Origin of the sequence: Kocuria oceani, from assembly GCF_029524215.1 — a bacterium.
Taxonomy (GTDB): Bacteria; Actinomycetota; Actinomycetes; order Actinomycetales; family Micrococcaceae; genus Kocuria; species Kocuria oceani.
The window spans coordinates 1-16,653 of sequence record NZ_JARAMH010000003.1; the positions used below are offsets into that span (position 1 = coordinate 1).

14 protein-coding genes and 1 rRNA gene are annotated in these 16,653 nt (G+C 73.4%); 12 read left to right on the forward strand and 3 right to left on the reverse strand.

The window, feature by feature from the left end; translation table 11 throughout:
• The first annotated feature begins 216 nt into the window (after positions 1 to 216).
• Together rrf and PU704_RS03735 are read left to right on the forward strand one after the other, a co-directional pair.
• Positions 217 to 333 (forward strand): 5S ribosomal RNA (rrf, locus tag PU704_RS03730).
• A 275-nt stretch (positions 334 to 608) separates the two neighbouring features.
• Positions 609 to 1,082 (forward strand): GyrI-like domain-containing protein, encoded by a 474-nt coding sequence (locus PU704_RS03735; RefSeq protein ID WP_277550224.1) that lies wholly within the window; start codon positions 609 to 611, stop codon positions 1,080 to 1,082.
• Between the two features lie 78 nt (positions 1,083 to 1,160).
• On the opposite strand, the gene PU704_RS03740 is transcribed toward PU704_RS03735, so the two are convergent.
• Positions 1,161 to 2,393: a dicarboxylate/amino acid:cation symporter gene (locus PU704_RS03740; protein ID WP_277550225.1), complete on the reverse strand. Its 1,233-nt coding sequence runs from the start codon at positions 2,391 to 2,393 to the stop codon at positions 1,161 to 1,163.
• Between the two features lie 1,251 nt (positions 2,394 to 3,644).
• Here PU704_RS03740 and PU704_RS03745 point away from each other — a divergent pair.
• From PU704_RS03745 to PU704_RS03790, 10 genes are all read left to right on the forward strand, one after another.
• The gene (locus PU704_RS03745; protein ID WP_277550226.1) at positions 3,645 to 4,598 is read left to right on the forward strand and encodes a hypothetical protein; all 954 of its coding nucleotides are present in this window, start codon (positions 3,645 to 3,647) and stop codon (positions 4,596 to 4,598) included.
• Positions 4,591 to 5,595 (forward strand): HAD-IIA family hydrolase, encoded by a 1,005-nt coding sequence (locus PU704_RS03750; protein WP_277550227.1) that lies wholly within the window; start codon positions 4,591 to 4,593, stop codon positions 5,593 to 5,595. The genes PU704_RS03745 and PU704_RS03750 overlap by 8 nt, the downstream gene beginning before the upstream one ends.
• Complete coding sequence (locus PU704_RS03755) at positions 5,592 to 5,816, forward strand: hypothetical protein (protein ID WP_139318567.1); 225 nt, start codon at positions 5,592 to 5,594, stop codon at positions 5,814 to 5,816. The genes PU704_RS03750 and PU704_RS03755 overlap by 4 nt, the downstream gene beginning before the upstream one ends.
• A complete protein-coding gene (locus PU704_RS03760; protein ID WP_277550228.1) occupies positions 5,813 to 6,568 on the forward strand; it encodes a TlyA family RNA methyltransferase in 756 nt (251 codons plus the stop codon). The genes PU704_RS03755 and PU704_RS03760 overlap by 4 nt, the downstream gene beginning before the upstream one ends.
• Before the next feature lie 122 nt (positions 6,569 to 6,690).
• The gene (locus PU704_RS03765; RefSeq protein WP_277550229.1) at positions 6,691 to 7,755 is read left to right on the forward strand and encodes an NAD kinase; all 1,065 of its coding nucleotides are present in this window, start codon (positions 6,691 to 6,693) and stop codon (positions 7,753 to 7,755) included.
• Entirely contained in the window at positions 7,756 to 9,468 is a 1,713-nt protein-coding gene (gene recN, locus PU704_RS03770; protein WP_062733182.1) for a DNA repair protein RecN, read from the forward strand.
• Between the two features lie 86 nt (positions 9,469 to 9,554).
• Positions 9,555 to 11,279: a CTP synthase gene (locus PU704_RS03775; protein WP_047802977.1), complete on the forward strand. Its 1,725-nt coding sequence runs from the start codon at positions 9,555 to 9,557 to the stop codon at positions 11,277 to 11,279.
• Between the two features lie 133 nt (positions 11,280 to 11,412).
• Entirely contained in the window at positions 11,413 to 12,066 is a 654-nt protein-coding gene (locus tag PU704_RS03780; RefSeq protein ID WP_277550231.1) for an NUDIX domain-containing protein, read from the forward strand.
• Between the two features lie 230 nt (positions 12,067 to 12,296).
• Positions 12,297 to 13,241 (forward strand): site-specific tyrosine recombinase XerD, encoded by a 945-nt coding sequence (locus PU704_RS03785; RefSeq protein WP_338130211.1) that lies wholly within the window; start codon positions 12,297 to 12,299, stop codon positions 13,239 to 13,241.
• A gap of 151 nt (positions 13,242 to 13,392) precedes the next feature.
• Entirely contained in the window at positions 13,393 to 14,550 is a 1,158-nt protein-coding gene (locus PU704_RS03790; protein ID WP_277550232.1) for a D-alanyl-D-alanine carboxypeptidase family protein, read from the forward strand.
• On the opposite strand, the gene PU704_RS03795 is transcribed toward PU704_RS03790, so the two are convergent.
• Both PU704_RS03795 and prpB read right to left on the reverse strand, forming a co-directional pair.
• Positions 14,544 to 15,707 carry a bifunctional 2-methylcitrate synthase/citrate synthase gene (locus PU704_RS03795; protein WP_277550233.1) on the reverse strand — a complete coding sequence of 388 codons (1,164 nt, stop codon included), beginning with the start codon at positions 15,705 to 15,707 and terminating at the stop codon, positions 14,544 to 14,546. The genes PU704_RS03790 and PU704_RS03795 overlap by 7 nt on opposite strands.
• A 35-nt stretch (positions 15,708 to 15,742) precedes the next feature.
• Positions 15,743 to 16,651 (reverse strand): methylisocitrate lyase, encoded by a 909-nt coding sequence (prpB, locus tag PU704_RS03800; RefSeq protein WP_277550234.1) that lies wholly within the window; start codon positions 16,649 to 16,651, stop codon positions 15,743 to 15,745.
• Between the last annotated feature and the right edge of the window lie 2 nt (positions 16,652 to 16,653).

Consider the following 16,653-nt stretch of genomic DNA (forward strand, 5'->3'; position numbering starts at 1 on the left):
CGCCGACAACTTACCCCACACCCCACCCCCCGCCCCGGGCAACCGGCACACGGGGGCACCGGGGACACCGCAGAACACCGCGTCCACTATACGGCTCCCAACCAACAACCCCGCCCGGGGTCACGGTTGCACCAACCGCACAATTGCATCCACAGTCATCACTGTGACCAGATTTCCCCCCACCCCGGCCCACCGGCCAGGCAGGGGAGACAGAGTTACGGCGGTCATAGCGTGGGGGAAACGCCCGGTCCCATCCCGAACCCGGAAGCTAAGACCCACAGCGCCGATGGTACTGCACCCGCCAGGGTGTGGGAGAGTAGGACACCGCCGGACCACACCCAGGGTCGAGCCCCCGCACCAGCAGGTGCGGGGGCTCCCCACATCACCCCCCCCTTTCGCGTGCCCACCCCCCCACCGGGCACGACACCCCCAGGCCCCCACCCACCGGTGCGGGGCCCTTCCCCTGCCCCCACCGACCCGCAGCACCGGCCCCCACGCCGCCGCCGACACCCCCAGGCCCCCACCAGAACCGGTGCGGGGCCTTTCCTCATGCCCGAACGCCGGCCTATCGTCGGAGAACGCTGATCCGACGGTCTCGAGGGGGAGCCATGCGGCGAAATGCCGAGGAACCACGGGTCGTGGACGTGGGTGAGCAGACGACCGCAGTCGTGGCGGGGGAGGTGCCGATGTCCGAGCTGCGGGAGTTCTTCGATGCCGCGTTCCACGAGCTGGGTCAGCGGATCGACCGCGGTGAGCTCCGCCCAGCCGGTCCGGCTCTGTCGCTCTACCACTCGGAGCCCGGACCGGTCGTCCAGCTCGAGGTCGGGTTTCCGCTGGAGGACGAGGTGGCGCCGGCGGGGTCCGTCGTCGTCGGGCGGATCCCCGCGACCCGGGCGGTGACCTACACGCACCGCGGCGCCTACGACGGGCTGGGCTCGTCGTGGGAGAAGCTGCGGGCATGGGCGCAGGAGCGGCACCTGCGCCTCGGCGCGCCGCTGTGGGAGGTCTACGTGACGGAGCCGCATCCGGGCGACGATCCCGAGGACATGGTGACGGAACTCTACTGGGCCGTGGAGGCCTGACCGGCGGCTCCACCTGCACGGTACGACGAAGGCCCCGACCACGTGGTCGGGGCCTTCGTCGTGGACGGCGACCGCGTGTCAGCGCCCGGGGACGAGTACCCGCGCGTCGTCCGGCTCCGTGTCGATCTCCGCCACGTCGCTGCGCCTGCCGACGAGTTTGTCCACGACCACGGCGATCGCGCCGTCGCCCGTGACGTTGGTCGCCGTGCCGAACGAGTCGATGGCGATGTAGGTGGCGATCATGAGACCGACCGCGGTCTCGTCGAAGCCCAGCATGCTCTGCATGATGCCCACGGCGGCCATGATGGCCCCGCCGGGGACGCCGGGGGCCGCCACCATCGTGATGCCCAGCATCAGGATGAAGCCCAGGTAGGTCAGGTTGTCGACGGGCATCCCGGTGATCGTCATGATGGCCAGCGAGAACAGGACGATCTTCATGGTGGAGCCGGCCAGGTGGATGGTGGCGCACAGCGGGACGGCGAAGCCGGCGACCGGCTTGCTGACCCCGTTGGCCTCGGCGCACTTGAGGGTCACCGGGATGGAGGCGGCGGAGGAGGACGTGCCCAGAGCCGTCGCATAGGCCGGCAGCATGTTCTTGAGGAGCACCAGTGGGTTGCGCCGGGCGTAGGCGCCGGCGATCCCGTACTGGACGAGCAGCAGGACGATCGTCAGGACGAGGGCGAGCAGGACGACCTTGAAGAAGGTCGAGATGACGGCGGCGATCTGCCCGTTCATGGTGAGGCCCAGGAACATCCCGAAGATGTAGACGGGGAGCAACGGGATGATGACGAGCTCCACGATCCGCATGATGATCCGGCGGAGGTCGTCCATGGCCCGGTGCAGGGTGTCACCCGGAATGAGCGTGATCCCCACTCCCAGGCAGAAGGAGAGCAGCAGCGCGGTCATGACACCGAAGACGGGCTCCATCTCGACGACGAAGTACCCCGTGAGCGCGCTCTCCTCCGGGTTGGCCAGCGGGTTGACGTCCTGCTGCCCGCCCAGCAGCCAGGGGTAGCTGCCGCGCGCGACGAGGTAGGCGAGAACTCCGGAGAAGACCGTGGACGCATAGGCGATGCCTGCCGTGATGCCCAGCCACTTCCCGGCTCCCCGCCCGAGGTCGGCGATGGCAGGGGTGACGAGGCCGAGGATGAGCAGCGGCACGATGAAGCCGAGGAAGGCGCTGAACAGGCCGTTGAACGTCAGGAACACCCGTGCGAGCGGTTCGGGGAAGAACAACCCGCAGGCGATGCCCAGGACGATGCCGAGGAGCACGCGCACCAGCAGGTGGGACGTGAGGGGTTTCTTGGTCATGGGCCAATTATCGGTCCCGGAGCAGGCCCGGCGAACCGCAAAGGGCCCGGGTGGGCCTCCCTTAGAATGGAGGACGATCAATTGGCGGACCCGCGTGCGGTCCCCTTCGACATCCACGAGCGCCGGCCCTTTCCGGACGGCACAGAGGAGCGGTACGTGTCCGAGTCTTCCCAGCACGGTTCCCAGGGCGATCGCCGGAACAGCGGTTCCGGCGACCGCCGGTCCGGCGCAGGCGCCCGACGCGACGGCGGCCGCTCGAGCGGCGCACCCCGCCGCAGCTTCTCCCGCGACGACGAGCGTTCCGCTGGACGACCCGGTGGAGAGAGCCGTTCGCAGGGCTTCCGGGGCCGGAGCGACGACCGCCAGGGTGAGAGCCGTGGTGGCTACGCCCCGCGCGGTGACCGGCGGGAGGACCGACGCGGTGACAACCGGGGCGAGAAGCGCGGGGGCTACCGTGACCAGTGGCCGGGGCAGGGCGAGCGTCGTGACGCCCGAGCCGGAGAGCGGGGGCCCCGTCGTGACGGCGAGGGGCGGACGGACGGCTACCGCGGTCGGCGTGACGAGGGTCAGGGTGAGCGTCGGGGCGGGTACGCCCCGCGTGGTGACCGGCGCGATGACCGGCGTGACGATCGGCGTGGTGGCTCTTCCGACCGCGGTGAGGGCTACCGGGGGAGGCGTGACGAGGGCCGGGGTGAGCGTGGGCCTCGTCGTGATGGTGAGGGCTACCGCGGGCGCCGTGACGACAGTCAGGGTGACCGGCGCGGTGGCTACGCCCCGCGTGGTGACCGGCGCGATGACCGGCGCGATGACCGCAGGGACGATCGGCGTGGTGGCTACCCGGACCGCGGTGACGGCCACCGGGGTCGCCGTGAGGAGAGTCAGGGTGAGCGTCGGGGCGGGTACGCCCCGCGTGGTGACCGGCGCGACGACCGTCAGGGTGAGCGTGGGCCTCGCCGTGAAGGAGAGGGTTACCGCGGGCGCCGTGACGAGGGTCAGGGTGAGCGTCGGGGCGGGTACGCCCCGCGTGGTGACCGGCGCGATGACCGCAGGGACGATCGGCGTGGTGGCTACCCGGACCGCGGCGAGGGCTACCGCGGTCGCCGTGACGACCGCACGGAGGTCTCCACGCACCGTCACCGGGCCCCCGAGATCGACGAGGACATCACGGGACGGGAGCTGGACAAGCCGACCCGCGCCCAGCTGGGGGCCCTGGAGCCCCGCAACGCCGAGGCCGTCGCCAAGCACCTGGTCATGGCAGGCCGCTACCTGTCCGACGACCCCGCGCTGGCCCTCGAGCACGCGCAGGCCGCAGGCCGCCGCGGCGGTCGCATTGCCGCCGTCCGGGAGGCCACGGGCATCGCGGCCTACGAGGCGGGGGACTACGCGCTGGCGCTCAAGGAGCTGCGAACGTTCCGCCGGATGACCGGCGCCGAGATCCACCTTCCCCTCATGGTCGACTGCGAACGCGCGCTGGGCCGCACCGACAAGGCGGTCGAGCTCGCGACGTCCGAGGCCGCCGCGTCCCTCGAGACCAGCGAGCGGGTCGAGCTCGCCATCGTGCTCGCCGGCATGCGCCGAGACCAGGGGGACGCCCAGGGCGCCGTCGACGCGCTGAGCATCCCGCAGCTCGACAAGAACCGTGGCTTCTCCTACAGCCCGCGCCTGTTCCGCGCCTACGCCGAGGCGCTCCGGGGCGTCGACCGGGCACGCGAGGCGCTCACCTGGGACCGGCAGGCCGTGGTGGCCGAGGCGGCGCTGGGGCTCGGCCAGTTCGCCGAGCCGGAGATCCTCGACTTCGACGACGAGAACGAGACCGAGCAGGCACCGTCCGACGGCGTCGCCCTGGCCGAGCCGGAGAACGCCGCGGAGGACGCGACCGTCGCCGGCACGGCGGCCGCCGCGGTGCCCGAGGTCGCCCAAGCCGGTCTGCGGGAGGAACCGGCCGGCGGCACCGGCGACAGCACGATCGACAGCACGGAGTACGAGTCCGACGACGTCCTCGACGAGGGGGCCGAGGAGGGTGCCGACGAGGAGTCCGAGGGCGCCGCGGAGGGGGATCTGGATCCCGACGACGACTTCGAGGGCGGTTCGGAGCACGACCTGGATCCGGACGACGACGAGGAGCTCCTGGATCCCGAGGACCACGGTGCCGCCCCGGACGATCGGTCCGACGACGGCGAGGAACGCGGTGCCGAGGATGTCTGAGCGACTCCTCGACCGCTACGACGCGGTCCTGAGCGACCTGGACGGCGTCGTCTACGCCGGTCCGCACGCGATCCCGGGGGCGCCGGAGGTCCTGCGCCGGATCTCCTCGGAGGGCGTGCCCGTGATCTACGTGACGAACAACGCCTCCCGCTCCGTCGCCGCGGTCGCGGCCCACCTCACGGACCTGGGCGTGCCCACGGGTCCCGAGGGCGTGGCGAGCTCGGCCCAGGTCGGCGCCGAGGTGCTCGCGCAGCGTCTGCCTGCCGGCACGAAGGTGCTCGTGACGGGGTCGCAGGCTCTCTCGGACGTGGTCGCTGACGCGGGGCTCGTGCCGGTCCGCACACAGGAGGAGGAGCCCCGTGCCGTCATCCAGGGCTTCGACCCCGGCATCGGCTGGGCGCAGCTGGCCGAGGCGTCCTACACCCTCGCCGATCCCGACGTGCTGTGGGTCGCGACCAACACCGATCTCTCCATCCCGCAGGCGCGGGGCCTGGCCCCGGGCAACGGGACCCTGGTGGCGGCGGTCGCCGCCGCCACCGACCGGGCACCGGTGGTGGCCGGCAAGCCGGAGGCCCCCATCTTCCGCACCGCCGCCGAGCGCGCGGGCAGCACTCGGCCCGTGGTCCTGGGGGACCGGCTGGACACCGACATCCGGGGCGGCAACGCCGCCGGGTTCGCCACGGTCGCGGTGCTCACCGGCGTCGACACGCTCGAGACCATCCTGGCCGCATGCAGCGCGGAGCGGCCCGACCACGTCGTCGGAACCCTCGAGGAGCTCTTCGCCCCCTGTCCGGAGGTCGAGGTCACGGCCTCGCCCGGAGGCCACCGGGCGCGCTGCGGGGCGGCGACCGCCGAGACGGACGGCGCCCGGGTGCGGATCCGAGGGTCCCGGGAGGACCTCGATGCGTGGCGAGCCGCGTGCGGGGCCTGGTGGGCCGCGCACCCCGACGCGGAGGCACCCGTGGCCCCGGTCCTGGAGTGGGAGGCCGCGACGTGAGCTCCGACGCCGGCACGACGTCCCCGACGGGTCACGACCGTGTGGACGCCGTGCTCGAGCGGGCCGCGGAGCTGGACGCGCTGCCCGTCGCGGAGCACCCCGGCCGCTACGAGGAGCTGCACGCCGACCTCGTCGCCGAGCTCAACGCCGAGCCGGGGACCGTCCCGGCCGGACTGGTCCCCGGCCGGCAGGCGGGGCAGGAGCAGAGCGGGTCCCGGTGAGCGCGCGCCTGGACCTGGAGCTGACCACCCGGGAGCTCGCCCGCTCCCGCACCGTGGCCGCCCGCTGGATCGCCGAGGGCAGGGTGCTGGTGAACGGCGAGCCGGCCACCAAGGCCTCCGTCCGTGTGGGCGCCGGCGACCGGCTGGAGGTGCGGCCCGCGGACGGCCCCGACTACGTCAGCCGCGCGGGGCACAAGCTGGCCGGCGCGCTGACCGCCTTTCCGGACATCACCGTGGCGGGCAGGCGGTGCCTCGACGCCGGCGCCTCCACCGGGGGCTTCACCGACGTGCTGCTGCGGGCCGGGGCCCGGGAGGTGGTCGCCGTGGACGTCGGCCACGACCAGCTCGTGCCCGCGCTGCGGCAGGACGACCGGGTCCGGGTGTTCGAGGGCACGAACGTGCGCTGGATGCGCCCCGAGGACATCGGCGGCCCGGCCCAGCTGACGGTGTGCGACCTCTCCTTCATCTCGCTGACCCTGGTGGTCGGCCCCCTGGCCGCCGCCACCGTGCCCGGCGGTGACCTGGTGCTCATGGTCAAGCCGCAGTTCGAGGTCGGCGCCGACCGGCTCGCCCGCACCGGCGTGGTCACCAGCGAGCAGGAACGGGCCCGGGCTGTCGACGCCGTGGCCGCCGCCGCACGCGCCCACGGGCTCGCGGTCCTGGGCCGGGAGCGCAGCCCGCTGCCCGGTCAGGACGGCAACCACGAGTTCTTCCTGTGGTGCCGCCGGAACGTGGAGGGCGCCACGCCCTGACTGTCCACGCCCTCGCGTAGGGTGGTGAGCGGTGCCCGGTCCCGGGCACGGCGCGCAGCACGGGCCGGTCCCGGTTCCGACGACGCCCGCGTGCACCGAGCAGCCCAGAACGGGAGGATCCTGTGAGCCGGAAGATCCTGGTCATGGCCCACATGGGCCGGCAGGAGGCCAAGGACGCCGCGCGCGACTCCTGCCTCCAGCTCCACGACGCCGGTCTGGTGCCGGTGATCTCGCGCACCGACCTCGAGGCGCTCCAGGAGGACGGGGTGCCCCTCGTGCCCGTGGAGGTCATCGAGGAGGACGTCTCGCTGCGGGAGATCGAGCTGGTCATGGTGCTCGGCGGGGACGGGTCCATCCTCCGGGCCGCCGAGCTGGTGCGCAGCGTGGACACCCCGCTGCTGGGCGTGAACCTCGGCCACGTCGGCTTCCTCGCCGAGAGTGAGCGCTCGGACCTCGCCGAGTCCGTCGAGGCGATCGTGGACGGGCGCTACACGGTGGAGCAGCGCATGACCATCGACGTCACCGTGTGGCAGGACCAGAAGAAGGTGCTGCACACCTGGGCGCTGAACGAGGCCTCGGTGGAGAAGGGCGACCGCGAGAAGATGATCGAGGTGGTCGTCGAGGTGGACCGGCGGCCCCTGAGCACCTTCGGGTGCGACGGCGTGGTGCTGGCCACCCCCACCGGCTCCACCGCCTACGCGTTCTCCGCGGGCGGGCCCGTCGTGTGGCCGGAGGTCGAGGCGCTGCTCCTCGTCCCGCTGAGCGCCCACGCCCTGTTCGCCCGGCCGCTGGTGATCTCCCCGAACTCGATGATGGCCGTGGAGGTCCTCACCCGCACGGACGCCCGGGGGGTGCTGTGGTGCGACGGCCGGCGGACCACCGAGCTGCCGCCCGGGTCCCGGATCGAGGTGGTGCGCTCGCCGAAGGCGGTCAACCTCGCCCGGATGCACCGCACGCCCTTCTCCGAGCGGCTGGTCCGGAAGTTCGAGCTCCCCACGACGGGCTGGCGCGGACCGGTGCCCCCGCAGGAGACGACCGCGGCCCGGACCGCCGCCCTGTCCACCGTCGGCGCCGACGGCGCGGGCCGGGTGGCCGAGCTGCCGAAGTCCACGGTGGGCCACGAGATGCCCCACGACCCGGGCCCTGCGACTCTCGGGAGCGCGCCCGAGAGGACGGAGGCCGACTGAATGATCGAGGAGATCCACATCCACGACCTCGGCGTCATCACCGACGCCGTGCTGCCGCTCGGACCGGGGCTGAGCATCCTCTCGGGTGAGACCGGCGCGGGCAAGACCATGGTGGTCACCGCGCTGGGGATGCTGCTCGGCAACCGCTCCGATGCCGGGGCCGTGCGCTCGGGGGCCCCGCGCGCCGTCGCCGAGGCGGTGGTGCGGGTCCCGGCGGGGCACCCGGCCGCGGCACTCGTCGAGGACGCCGGCGGAGCCGTCGACGTCGAGCCCGTCGGCGACGCGGACGAGGCCCTGGTCACCGTGGCGCGCACGGTGACGGCGGAGGGCCGCAGCCGGGCCCACGTCGGGGGCCGCTCCGCCCCCGTGGGCACGCTCTCGGCCGTGGGGCAGACCCTGGTGGCGGTGCACGGGCAGTCCGACCAGCTGCGGCTGAAGTCGGCGGCCGCCCAGCGCCACGCCCTCGACCAGTACGCGGGGGAGGAGCTCGCGGCCGACCTGCGGCGCTACCGGGAGCTGCTCGCCGAGTACCGCACCGTGCAGCAGACCCTGCGGGAGGTCACCGAGCACGGCCGGGAACGCGCCCTCGAGGCCCAGACCCTGCAGGGCGCCCTCGAGGAGATCGACGCGGTGGACCCCGAGCCCGGCGAGGACGAGCGGCTCGACCAGGAGAGCCAGAAGCTCACCAACCTGGAGCAGCTGCGCGCCGCGGCGCTGACCGCGCACGCGGCCCTGAGCGGCGGGGAGTTCTCCGACGGCGACAGCGCGGACGCGACCGCGCTCATCGCCGCCGCGCACCGGGCCCTGGACCAGGAGGCGGGCTCGGACCGCGACCTGGAGGAGCTCGCGGGCCGGGTCGCCGAGCTGGCCGTGCTCGTCAACGACATCGCCGCGGACCTCTCCGGCTACGCGTCCGGACTCGACGACGAGGGGCCGGCCCGCCTGGCCGAGGTCGAGGCCCGCCGGGCCAAGCTGAAGGCGCTCACCCGCAAGTACGGGGCCACGGTGGACGAGGTCCTCGAGTGGGCGCAGCGCTCGCGGACCCGGCTCGACGAGCTCACCGACGACCCCGCCCGGGAGCAGGAGCTGCGCGCGCGCCTCGAGCAGCTGCACGCCGGACTGAGCGAGCTGGCCGCGCGGATGACCGAGCGGCGGCAGGACGCCGCGCACCGGCTCTCCGAGGCCGTCAGCGCCGAGCTCACGGCCCTGGCGATGCCCAACGCCTCCCTGGTCATCGAGGTGGAGCCCACGGAGGAGTTCTCCGGCCACGGCCGGGACGAGATCGCGTTCCTGCTGAAGCCCCACGCCGGTGCCGCCCCGCGGCCCCTCGGCAAGGGCGCCTCCGGCGGTGAGCTGTCGCGGCTGATGCTCGCCATCGAGGTGGTCCTCGCCGCGGTCGACCCCGTGCCCACGTTCGTCTTCGACGAGGTGGACTCGGGCGTGGGCGGCAAGGCGGCCGTGGAGATCGGGCGCCGGCTGAAGATGCTGGCCCAGCACGTCCAGGTCCTCGTGGTGACGCACCTGCCGCAGGTGGCCGCCTTCGCGGACCAGCACATCCTCGTCACCAAGAGCCGGGACTCCACCGTCAGCGACGTGCGCGTGCTGGACGAGGAGGAGCGCGTGGTGGAGCTGGCCCGCATGCTCGCGGGTCACGAGGACTCCGCGGCGGCGCGCGAGCACGCCCGCGAGCTCGTCCGCGACGCGCAGCTCTGAGCCCGTCGCCCGTCCGGAGGCCGCCGCCCGCGCGGCCGGCCGCACGGTGATCCGCAGCACGCAACCGGTGTCCCGCAGGGGCAAGAATGATAGGGTCGAATTCCGTGGTGAATGCAAACGAAGCCGCCCACGTGGCCGGCGCACAGCAGACCGAAAACCAGCGACCGGGCAAGGTGACCCGTCAGATCTTCGTGACGGGCGGCGTCGCCTCCTCCCTCGGCAAGGGCCTGACCGCCTCCTCCCTCGGGATGCTGCTGCGGGCACGGGGGCTGTCCGTGACGATGCAGAAGCTGGATCCGTACCTCAACGTCGATCCGGGCACCATGAACCCCTTCCAGCACGGTGAGGTCTTCGTGACCGACGACGGGGCGGAGACCGACCTCGACATCGGCCACTACGAACGCTTCCTCGACGAGAACCTCGACGCCTCGGCGAACGTGACCACCGGACAGGTGTACTCCACGGTCATCGCCAAGGAGCGTCGCGGCGAGTACCTCGGCGACACCGTGCAGGTCATCCCGCACATCACCGACGAGCTGAAGAACCGGATGCGCCGCCGCGCGCAGGACGACGACCAGCCGGACATCATCATCACCGAGATCGGCGGCACGGTCGGCGACATCGAGTCCCAGCCCTTCATCGAGGCCGCCCGCCAGGTCCGCCAGGACGTCGGCCGCCGCCACGTGTTCTACCTGCACGTGTCCCTGATCCCCTACATCGGGCCCTCCGGCGAGCTCAAGACCAAGCCCACCCAGCACTCCGTGGCCGCCCTGCGCGGGCTCGGGATCCAGCCCGACGCGCTCGTGCTGCGCTCCGACCGGCAGGTCCCGGACACGATGCTGCGCAAGATCGGCAACGCCTGCGACGTCGACCACGACGCGGTGATCTCCTGCCCGGACGCCCCGAGCATCTACGACATCCCCAAGACCCTGCACTCCCAGGGACTGGACACCTACATCCTCGACTACCTCGGTCTGGACTACCAGGACGCCGACCTGGGGCAGTGGGACCGGCTGCTGAAGGCCGTGCACGAGCCGTCCCACTTCGTCACGGTGGCCATGGTGGGCAAGTACATCGACCTGCCGGACGCCTACCTCTCCGTCTCGGAGGCCCTGCGGGCGGGCGGCTTCGCCAACGACGCGCGGGTGAAGATCAAGTGGGTCGCCTCCGACCTGTGCGAGACCCCCGAGGGCGCCCAGCGGGAACTGGGCGACGTGGACGCCATCTGCGTCCCGGGCGGGTTCGGCATCCGCGGCATCGAGGGCAAGCTGGGCACCCTGCGCTTCGCCCGCGAGCACCGCATCCCCACCCTGGGCCTGTGCCTGGGCCTGCAGTGCATGGTGATCGAGTACGCCCGCACCGAGCTCGGCCTCGCCGGGGCGTCCTCCACCGAGTTCGAGCCGGACACCGGGTTCCCGGTCGTGGCGACCATGGACGAGCAGAAGCAGTTCGTGGAGGGCGCCGGGGACCTCGGCGGCACCATGCGACTGGGCCTCTACGACGCACGGCTGCGCGACGGATCCGTGGTGGCCGGCGCCTACGGCTCCACCACCGTCAAGGAGCGCCACCGCCACCGCTACGAGGTCAACAACGAGTACCGGGAGGGCCTGGAGCAGGCCGGACTGGTGATCTCGGGGACCTCGCCGAACGGCACCCTCGTGGAGTTCGTGGAGCTGCCCGCCGACGTGCACCCCTACTACGTGGGCACCCAGGCGCACCCCGAGCTCATGTCCCGCCCGACCCGCCCGCACCCGCTGTTCGACGGCCTCGTCAAGGCGGCGCTCGAGCGCCGGGAGGCCGAGGGCCGCTGAGGCCCCGGGCCCGTGCGCCACGGGCCGCCCGGCGCAGGCGCCGTGTCCCCACCGGGGCGCGGCGCCCGCGCCGTCCCCGCCAGACCCCTCGTCCCCGCCGACCCGTGCGGGGCGGCCGACCCGGAAGGACCCCATGGACATCCGACAGCTCGCCCCCGAGGAGATCTCGGACCGGCCCAGCGACCGCCGCACGGTGGCCTCCGAGACGGTCTACGAGGGCTTCATCTGGAACGTGCAGCGCGACGAGTTCGAGCTGTCCCAGGGCACCGACCCGCTCCGGCGCGACTACATCACCCACCCGGGCGCGGTGTCCGTGCTGGTGCTCGACGACGACGACCGGGTGCTGCTGATCAACCAGTACCGTCGTCCCGTCGGGATGACCATGTGGGAGATCCCCGCCGGCCTGCTCGACGTCGACGGCGAGGACCCCGCCGCGGCGGCCCAGCGGGAGCTGGCGGAGGAGGCCGACCTGCGGGCGAAGCAGTGGGACGTCCTGGTGGACTTCCACAACAGTCCCGGCTCGTCCTCGGAGGCCAACCGGATCTTCCTGGCCCGCGGGCCGAGCGAGGTCCCCGAGGCCGAGCTCCACGAGCGCGACGGTGAGGAGGCGGAGATCCACGGCGCCTGGGTGCCGCTCGACGCCGCCGTGCGGGCCGTCCTCGAGGGCCGGCTGAACTCACCCGCGGCGGTGGTCGGCCTGCTCGCCGTGCACGCCGCCCGCGCCGACGGCTACCGCTCCCTGCGCCCGGCCGACACCCCGTGGCCCGGCCACCCCGACCTGCGGTGACCCAGCCCCCGGCCGGCCGGCCGCCCCGTCCGGCGCCCGAGCCCGGGCCCGGCGGGGCGTCGGTCCCGAAGCTCGCTCCGGAGCCGGGCGGGGAGTCCGATCCCGGGTCCGGTGGGGCGTCCACCCCGGAGGAGGGGGCGGCGCCCCGTCCCGGGCCCGGGGCGGGACCCGGTGACGGGTCCGGTGCGGCAACGACGGGTCCGGCGCCCGGTGGCGCGCTGGAGCGGGCCGTGGAGCGCTACCTGCAGCACCTCGCCGTGGAGCGGGGCCTGGCCGCCAACACCCTCGCGGCGTACCGGCGGGACCTGCACCGCTACACCGAGCACCTCCAGGAGCACACGGACCCGCCGGTGACCACGCTGCGGGGCATCGGGACGGGACACGTCCAGGACTTCCTGCGCACGGTCTCGGCCGGGGCGCCGGGCCGGGCGCCGCTCAGCACGCGCAGCGCCGCCCGCTGCCTGGTGGCGGTCCGGGGCGCCCACCGCTTCTGGGCGCTGGAGGGCCTCACGCGCACGGATCCCGCCGCCCCCGTCCAGCCGCCCACGCCGGGCATGCGCCTGCCCAAGGCCGTGCCCGTCGAGCAGATCACGGCGCTGCTGGAGTCGACCGGCACCGAGACGCCCCAGCAGCTGCGCGACCGCGCCCTGCTGGAAGTCCTCTACTCGACCGGCGCCCGGATCTCGGAGGCCACGGCCCTCGACGTCGACGACCTGTCCCGGGCCGTGCGGAACACCGGGCAGCCCGAGGAGGACGGCGGCGCGATGCCGTTCGTGCGGCTGTTCGGCAAGGGGGGCAAGGAGCGGATGGTCCCCCTGGGGTCCTGGGCGGTGCGCGCCGTCGACGACTGGCTCGTCCGGGGCCGGCCGGCGCTCGCGGCGAAGGGGCGGGGCACCCCCGCCCTCTTCCTCAACGCCCGCGGCGGGCGGATCAGCCGGCAGACGGCCTGGACCACGGTGCGCACCGCGGCCGAGCGCGCCGGGCTGGGGGACCGGATCACCCCCCACACGCTGCGCCACTCCTTCGCGACCCACCTGCTGGAGGGCGGCGCGGACCTGCGCGTGGTCCAGGAGCTGCTCGGCCACGCCTCCGTCAGCACCACGCAGGTGTACACGCTGGTCACCGTGGAGTCCCTGCGGGAGGTCTACGCCGCCGCCCACCCGCGCGCCCTGTAGCGGGGGCGCCCCGCCGCCGGCGCCCCGGCCCGCCGCGCAGCAGCTGGTCCACGTCGTCCGGTCACACAGCGGGGGGCTGCTGTTCCACGGGTCGTGCAGGGCCTAACCTGGTTGCAACTGCAACGGGTGCGCCCGGACGGACGGGGACGTCATGCGAGTGAACATCGACTCGGGCACGGGAATGCGCCGGGTGCTGCTGATCCTGCTCTGCTGCCTGGGTCTGCTGCTGGCGCCCCTGGCGCCCCCGGCGTCGGGCGCCACCGCGATCGGGGCCGAGCACCAGCGCCTCGGCGGAGCCGACGGCCGGCTGGGCCGGGCACTGGGCTCCGAGCGGTGCGGCCTGGTGCGCGGTGGCTGCTACCGCTCCTTCGAGCGGGGCAGCATCCACTGGTCCCCGAGGACCGGGGCACGCCCGACGTGGGGAGCGATCCGCGGCGCGTGGGCCGCGCAGGGCTGGGAACGAGGGAAGCTGGGCTACCCCGTCGGCCGGGAGGTCTGCGGGCTGCGCGACGCCGGGTGCTACCAGGCCTTCGAGGGCGGGGTGGTCCTCTGGTCACGGGCGAGCGGGGCCCACCCCACGCTCGGCGGCATCCGGGCGGCGTGGCTGCGTCACGGCGCCGAGCGGGGGGCGCTGGGTTATCCGACCTCGGCGGAGGCCTGCGCGGGCGGCGCCTGCCGCCAGACCTTCCAGCGCGGGTCCGTCAGCTGGACCCCGGGCGCCGGGACACGGGTGGCCCGGGAGATCGACCGGGCCGCCTCCGTATATGTCGTCGTCAACAAGCGCCGCCCCCTGACCCCGGTCGACCACGTCCCGCGCGGCCTCGAGGCCGTGGGCGGGCCGCGCCTGCGCGCGGACGCCGCCGCGGCGTTCCGGCGGATGCAGGCGGACGCCGCCGCCGCGGGCGTCCCGATCACGGCGGTCAGCGGCTACCGCTCCTACACCACGCAGGCCGAGCTGTACCGCGACTACGTGGCCCGGTACGGGAGGGAGCAGGCGGATCTGATCTCCGCCCGCCCGGGACACAGCGAGCACCAGACGGGGCTGGCCCTGGACATCGGCAACCCGGACGGGGCGTGCGGGCTGCAGAGCTGTTTCGCGGGCACTCCGGCCGGGGCGTGGGCACGGGCCCACGCCCACGAGTACGGCTTCGTGGTGCGCTACCCGGCAGGCCGCACGGGGACCACCGGCTACGCCTACGAGCCCTGGCACCTGCGCTACGTGGGCGGGCACGTGGCCACCGGTATGGTCTCCCAGCGCATCCCCACGCTCGAGCACTACATGGGGCTGCCTCCGGCGCCCTCCTACTGAGCGGCCCGGGCGCCGGGGAGGTGCCGCTCGTCGGGGCCGTTGTACTCGGACAGCGGCCGGATCAGGGAGTTGGCGGCCACCTGTTCCATGATGTGGGCGGTCCAGCCCGTGATGCGGGCGGCGACGAACAGCGGGGTGAAGGTGGGGATGTCGAAGCCCATCAGCCAGTAGGTGGGCCCGGCCGGGTAGTCGAGGTTGGGCTTGATGCCCTTCGCCTCGTCCATGGACTTCTCCAGGCCGTTGTACAGGCCCAGCAGCTCGTCGCGGTCGTAGTGGGCCACCATCGCGTCCAGGGCCGCCTTCATGGTCGGCACCCGGGAGTCGCCGTGCTTGTAGACGCGGTGGCCGAAGCCCATGACCTTCTTCTTCGCGGCCAGGGCGTCGTCCATCCAGGCCTTGGCGCGGGCCTCGGCCTCGGCGGCGGACTCCTCCGTGCGGATGCCCAGCTCCTCGAACGTCTCCATCACCGCCTCGTTGGCCCCGCCGTGCAGCGGCCCCTTCAGCGCGCCGATCGCCGCGGTGACCGCCGAGTGCAGGTCCGACAGGGTCGAGGTGACCACCCGGGCGGTGAAGGTCGAGGCGTTGAAGGAGTGCTCGGCGTAGAGGATCATCGAGACGTCGAACGCCTCGACCACCGCCGGGTCGGCCTCCTCGCCGAAGGCCATCCACAGGAAGTTGGCCGAGTAGCCGAGGTCCTTGCGCGGGGGCACCGGCTCCTGGCCGCGCCGGCGCCGCTGGTCGTAGCACACCACCGCCGGCATCGCCGCGAACAGCTTCTGCGCCTTGCGCAGGTTGGCCTCCGGGGCGGAGTTCTCGGCCTCGGGGTCCTGGGCGCCCAGGACGGAGGCCGCGGTGCGGCAGACGTCCATGGGGTGGCAGGTGGTGGGCAGGGCGTCGATGATCGCCGTCAGCTCGGGGGTCAGCGCCCGGTGCGCCCGCTCCCGGGCCGTGAACTCCGCCAGCTCCGCCTCCGTGGGCAGCTCACCGTTCCACAGCAGCAGCGCGACCTGCTCGAAGGAGCAGTTCGCGGCCAGTTCCTGGACGGGATAGCCGCGGTAGAGCAGGGAGTTGGTCTCCGGATTGACCTTGGACACGGCCGTGTAGTCGGCGACGACGCCGGCCAGTCCCTTGCGGACCTCGCTCTGGGTCTCGGTCATGGTGGTCTCCTTCTCGTGTCGTGCGGTCGGTCCGGTCAGTGGTGCAGGCCGGGCACCTCGAAGTCGAAGACGCCGGCGTCGAACTGGTTGTACCCGTTGTAGTCCACCAGCTCGTAGAGCCGGGCGCGAGTGAGCATCTCGGGCACGGCGGCCTGCTGGGTGCCGTGCGCGGCGATCGTGGCCAGCACCCGCTCCATGGCGCCCAGGGCGGAGCGCATCAGGGTGACCGGGTAGATGACCATGTTCACGCCCACCTCCTCGAGCTGGGCGGCGGTGAACAGCTGCGACTTCCCGAACTCGGTCATGTTCGCCAGGATCGGCACGTCCACCGCCGCCCGCATCGCGGCGAACTCGCTCAGGTCGGCCATCGCCTCGGGGAAGATCGCGTCCGCCCCGGCGTCCACGAGGGCCTTGGCCCGGTCGGTGGCCGCGGCGAGGTCCTCCACGCCGCGGATGTCGGTGCGGGCCATGACCAGGAAGTTCGGGTCCCGGCGGGCCTCGGTCGCGGCGCGGATCCGCTTCGTGGCGGTGGCCAGGTCCACCACGGACTTCCCGTCCAGGTGGCCGCAGCGCTTGGGGTTGAACTGGTCCTCGATGTGGCACCCGGCCAGCCCGGCGTTCTCGAGCTCCTGCACGGTGCGGGCCACGTTCATCGGCTCGCCGAAGCCGGTGTCGGCGTCCACGATCGCGGGCAGGTCGGTGAGCCGGGCGATCTGCCCGGCCCGGGCGGCGACCTCGGGCAGGGCGGTCAGGCCGATGTCGGGGAAGCCTAGCTCGTTGGCCAGCACGGCCCCGGAGATGTAGACGCCGTCGAAGCCCTGCTCTGCGATCAGCTTCGTGGACAGCGGGGTGTACGCGCCCGGGAACCGGGCGATGCGCGGGACGGTGAGCATCTGCCGCAGGGCGACGCGCTTGGCCTCGGGGGTGGTGGTGGAGAACAGCATGC

Bases quoted from the DNA above. Each gene is read 5' to 3' on its own strand.
- PU704_RS03745 (WP_277550226.1), top strand. From the start codon at position 3,645: ATGGCAGGCCGCTACCTGTCCGACGACCCCGCGCTGGCCCTCGAGCAC.
- PU704_RS03795 (WP_277550233.1), bottom strand. From the start codon at position 15,707: ATGACCGAGACCCAGAGCGAGGTCCGCAAGGGACTGGCCGGCGTCGTC.
- PU704_RS03750 (WP_277550227.1), top strand. From the start codon at position 4,591: ATGTCTGAGCGACTCCTCGACCGCTACGACGCGGTCCTGAGCGACCTG.
- PU704_RS03780 (WP_277550231.1), top strand. From the start codon at position 11,413: ATGGACATCCGACAGCTCGCCCCCGAGGAGATCTCGGACCGGCCCAGC.
- PU704_RS03790 (WP_277550232.1), top strand. From the start codon at position 13,393: ATGCGAGTGAACATCGACTCGGGCACGGGAATGCGCCGGGTGCTGCTG.
- PU704_RS03735 (WP_277550224.1), top strand. From the start codon at position 609: ATGCGGCGAAATGCCGAGGAACCACGGGTCGTGGACGTGGGTGAGCAG.
- PU704_RS03740 (WP_277550225.1), bottom strand. From the start codon at position 2,393: ATGACCAAGAAACCCCTCACGTCCCACCTGCTGGTGCGCGTGCTCCTC.
- prpB (WP_277550234.1), bottom strand. From the start codon at position 16,651: ATGCTGTTCTCCACCACCACCCCCGAGGCCAAGCGCGTCGCCCTGCGG.
- PU704_RS03775 (WP_047802977.1), top strand. From the start codon at position 9,555: ATGATAGGGTCGAATTCCGTGGTGAATGCAAACGAAGCCGCCCACGTG.
- recN (WP_062733182.1), top strand. From the start codon at position 7,756: ATGATCGAGGAGATCCACATCCACGACCTCGGCGTCATCACCGACGCC.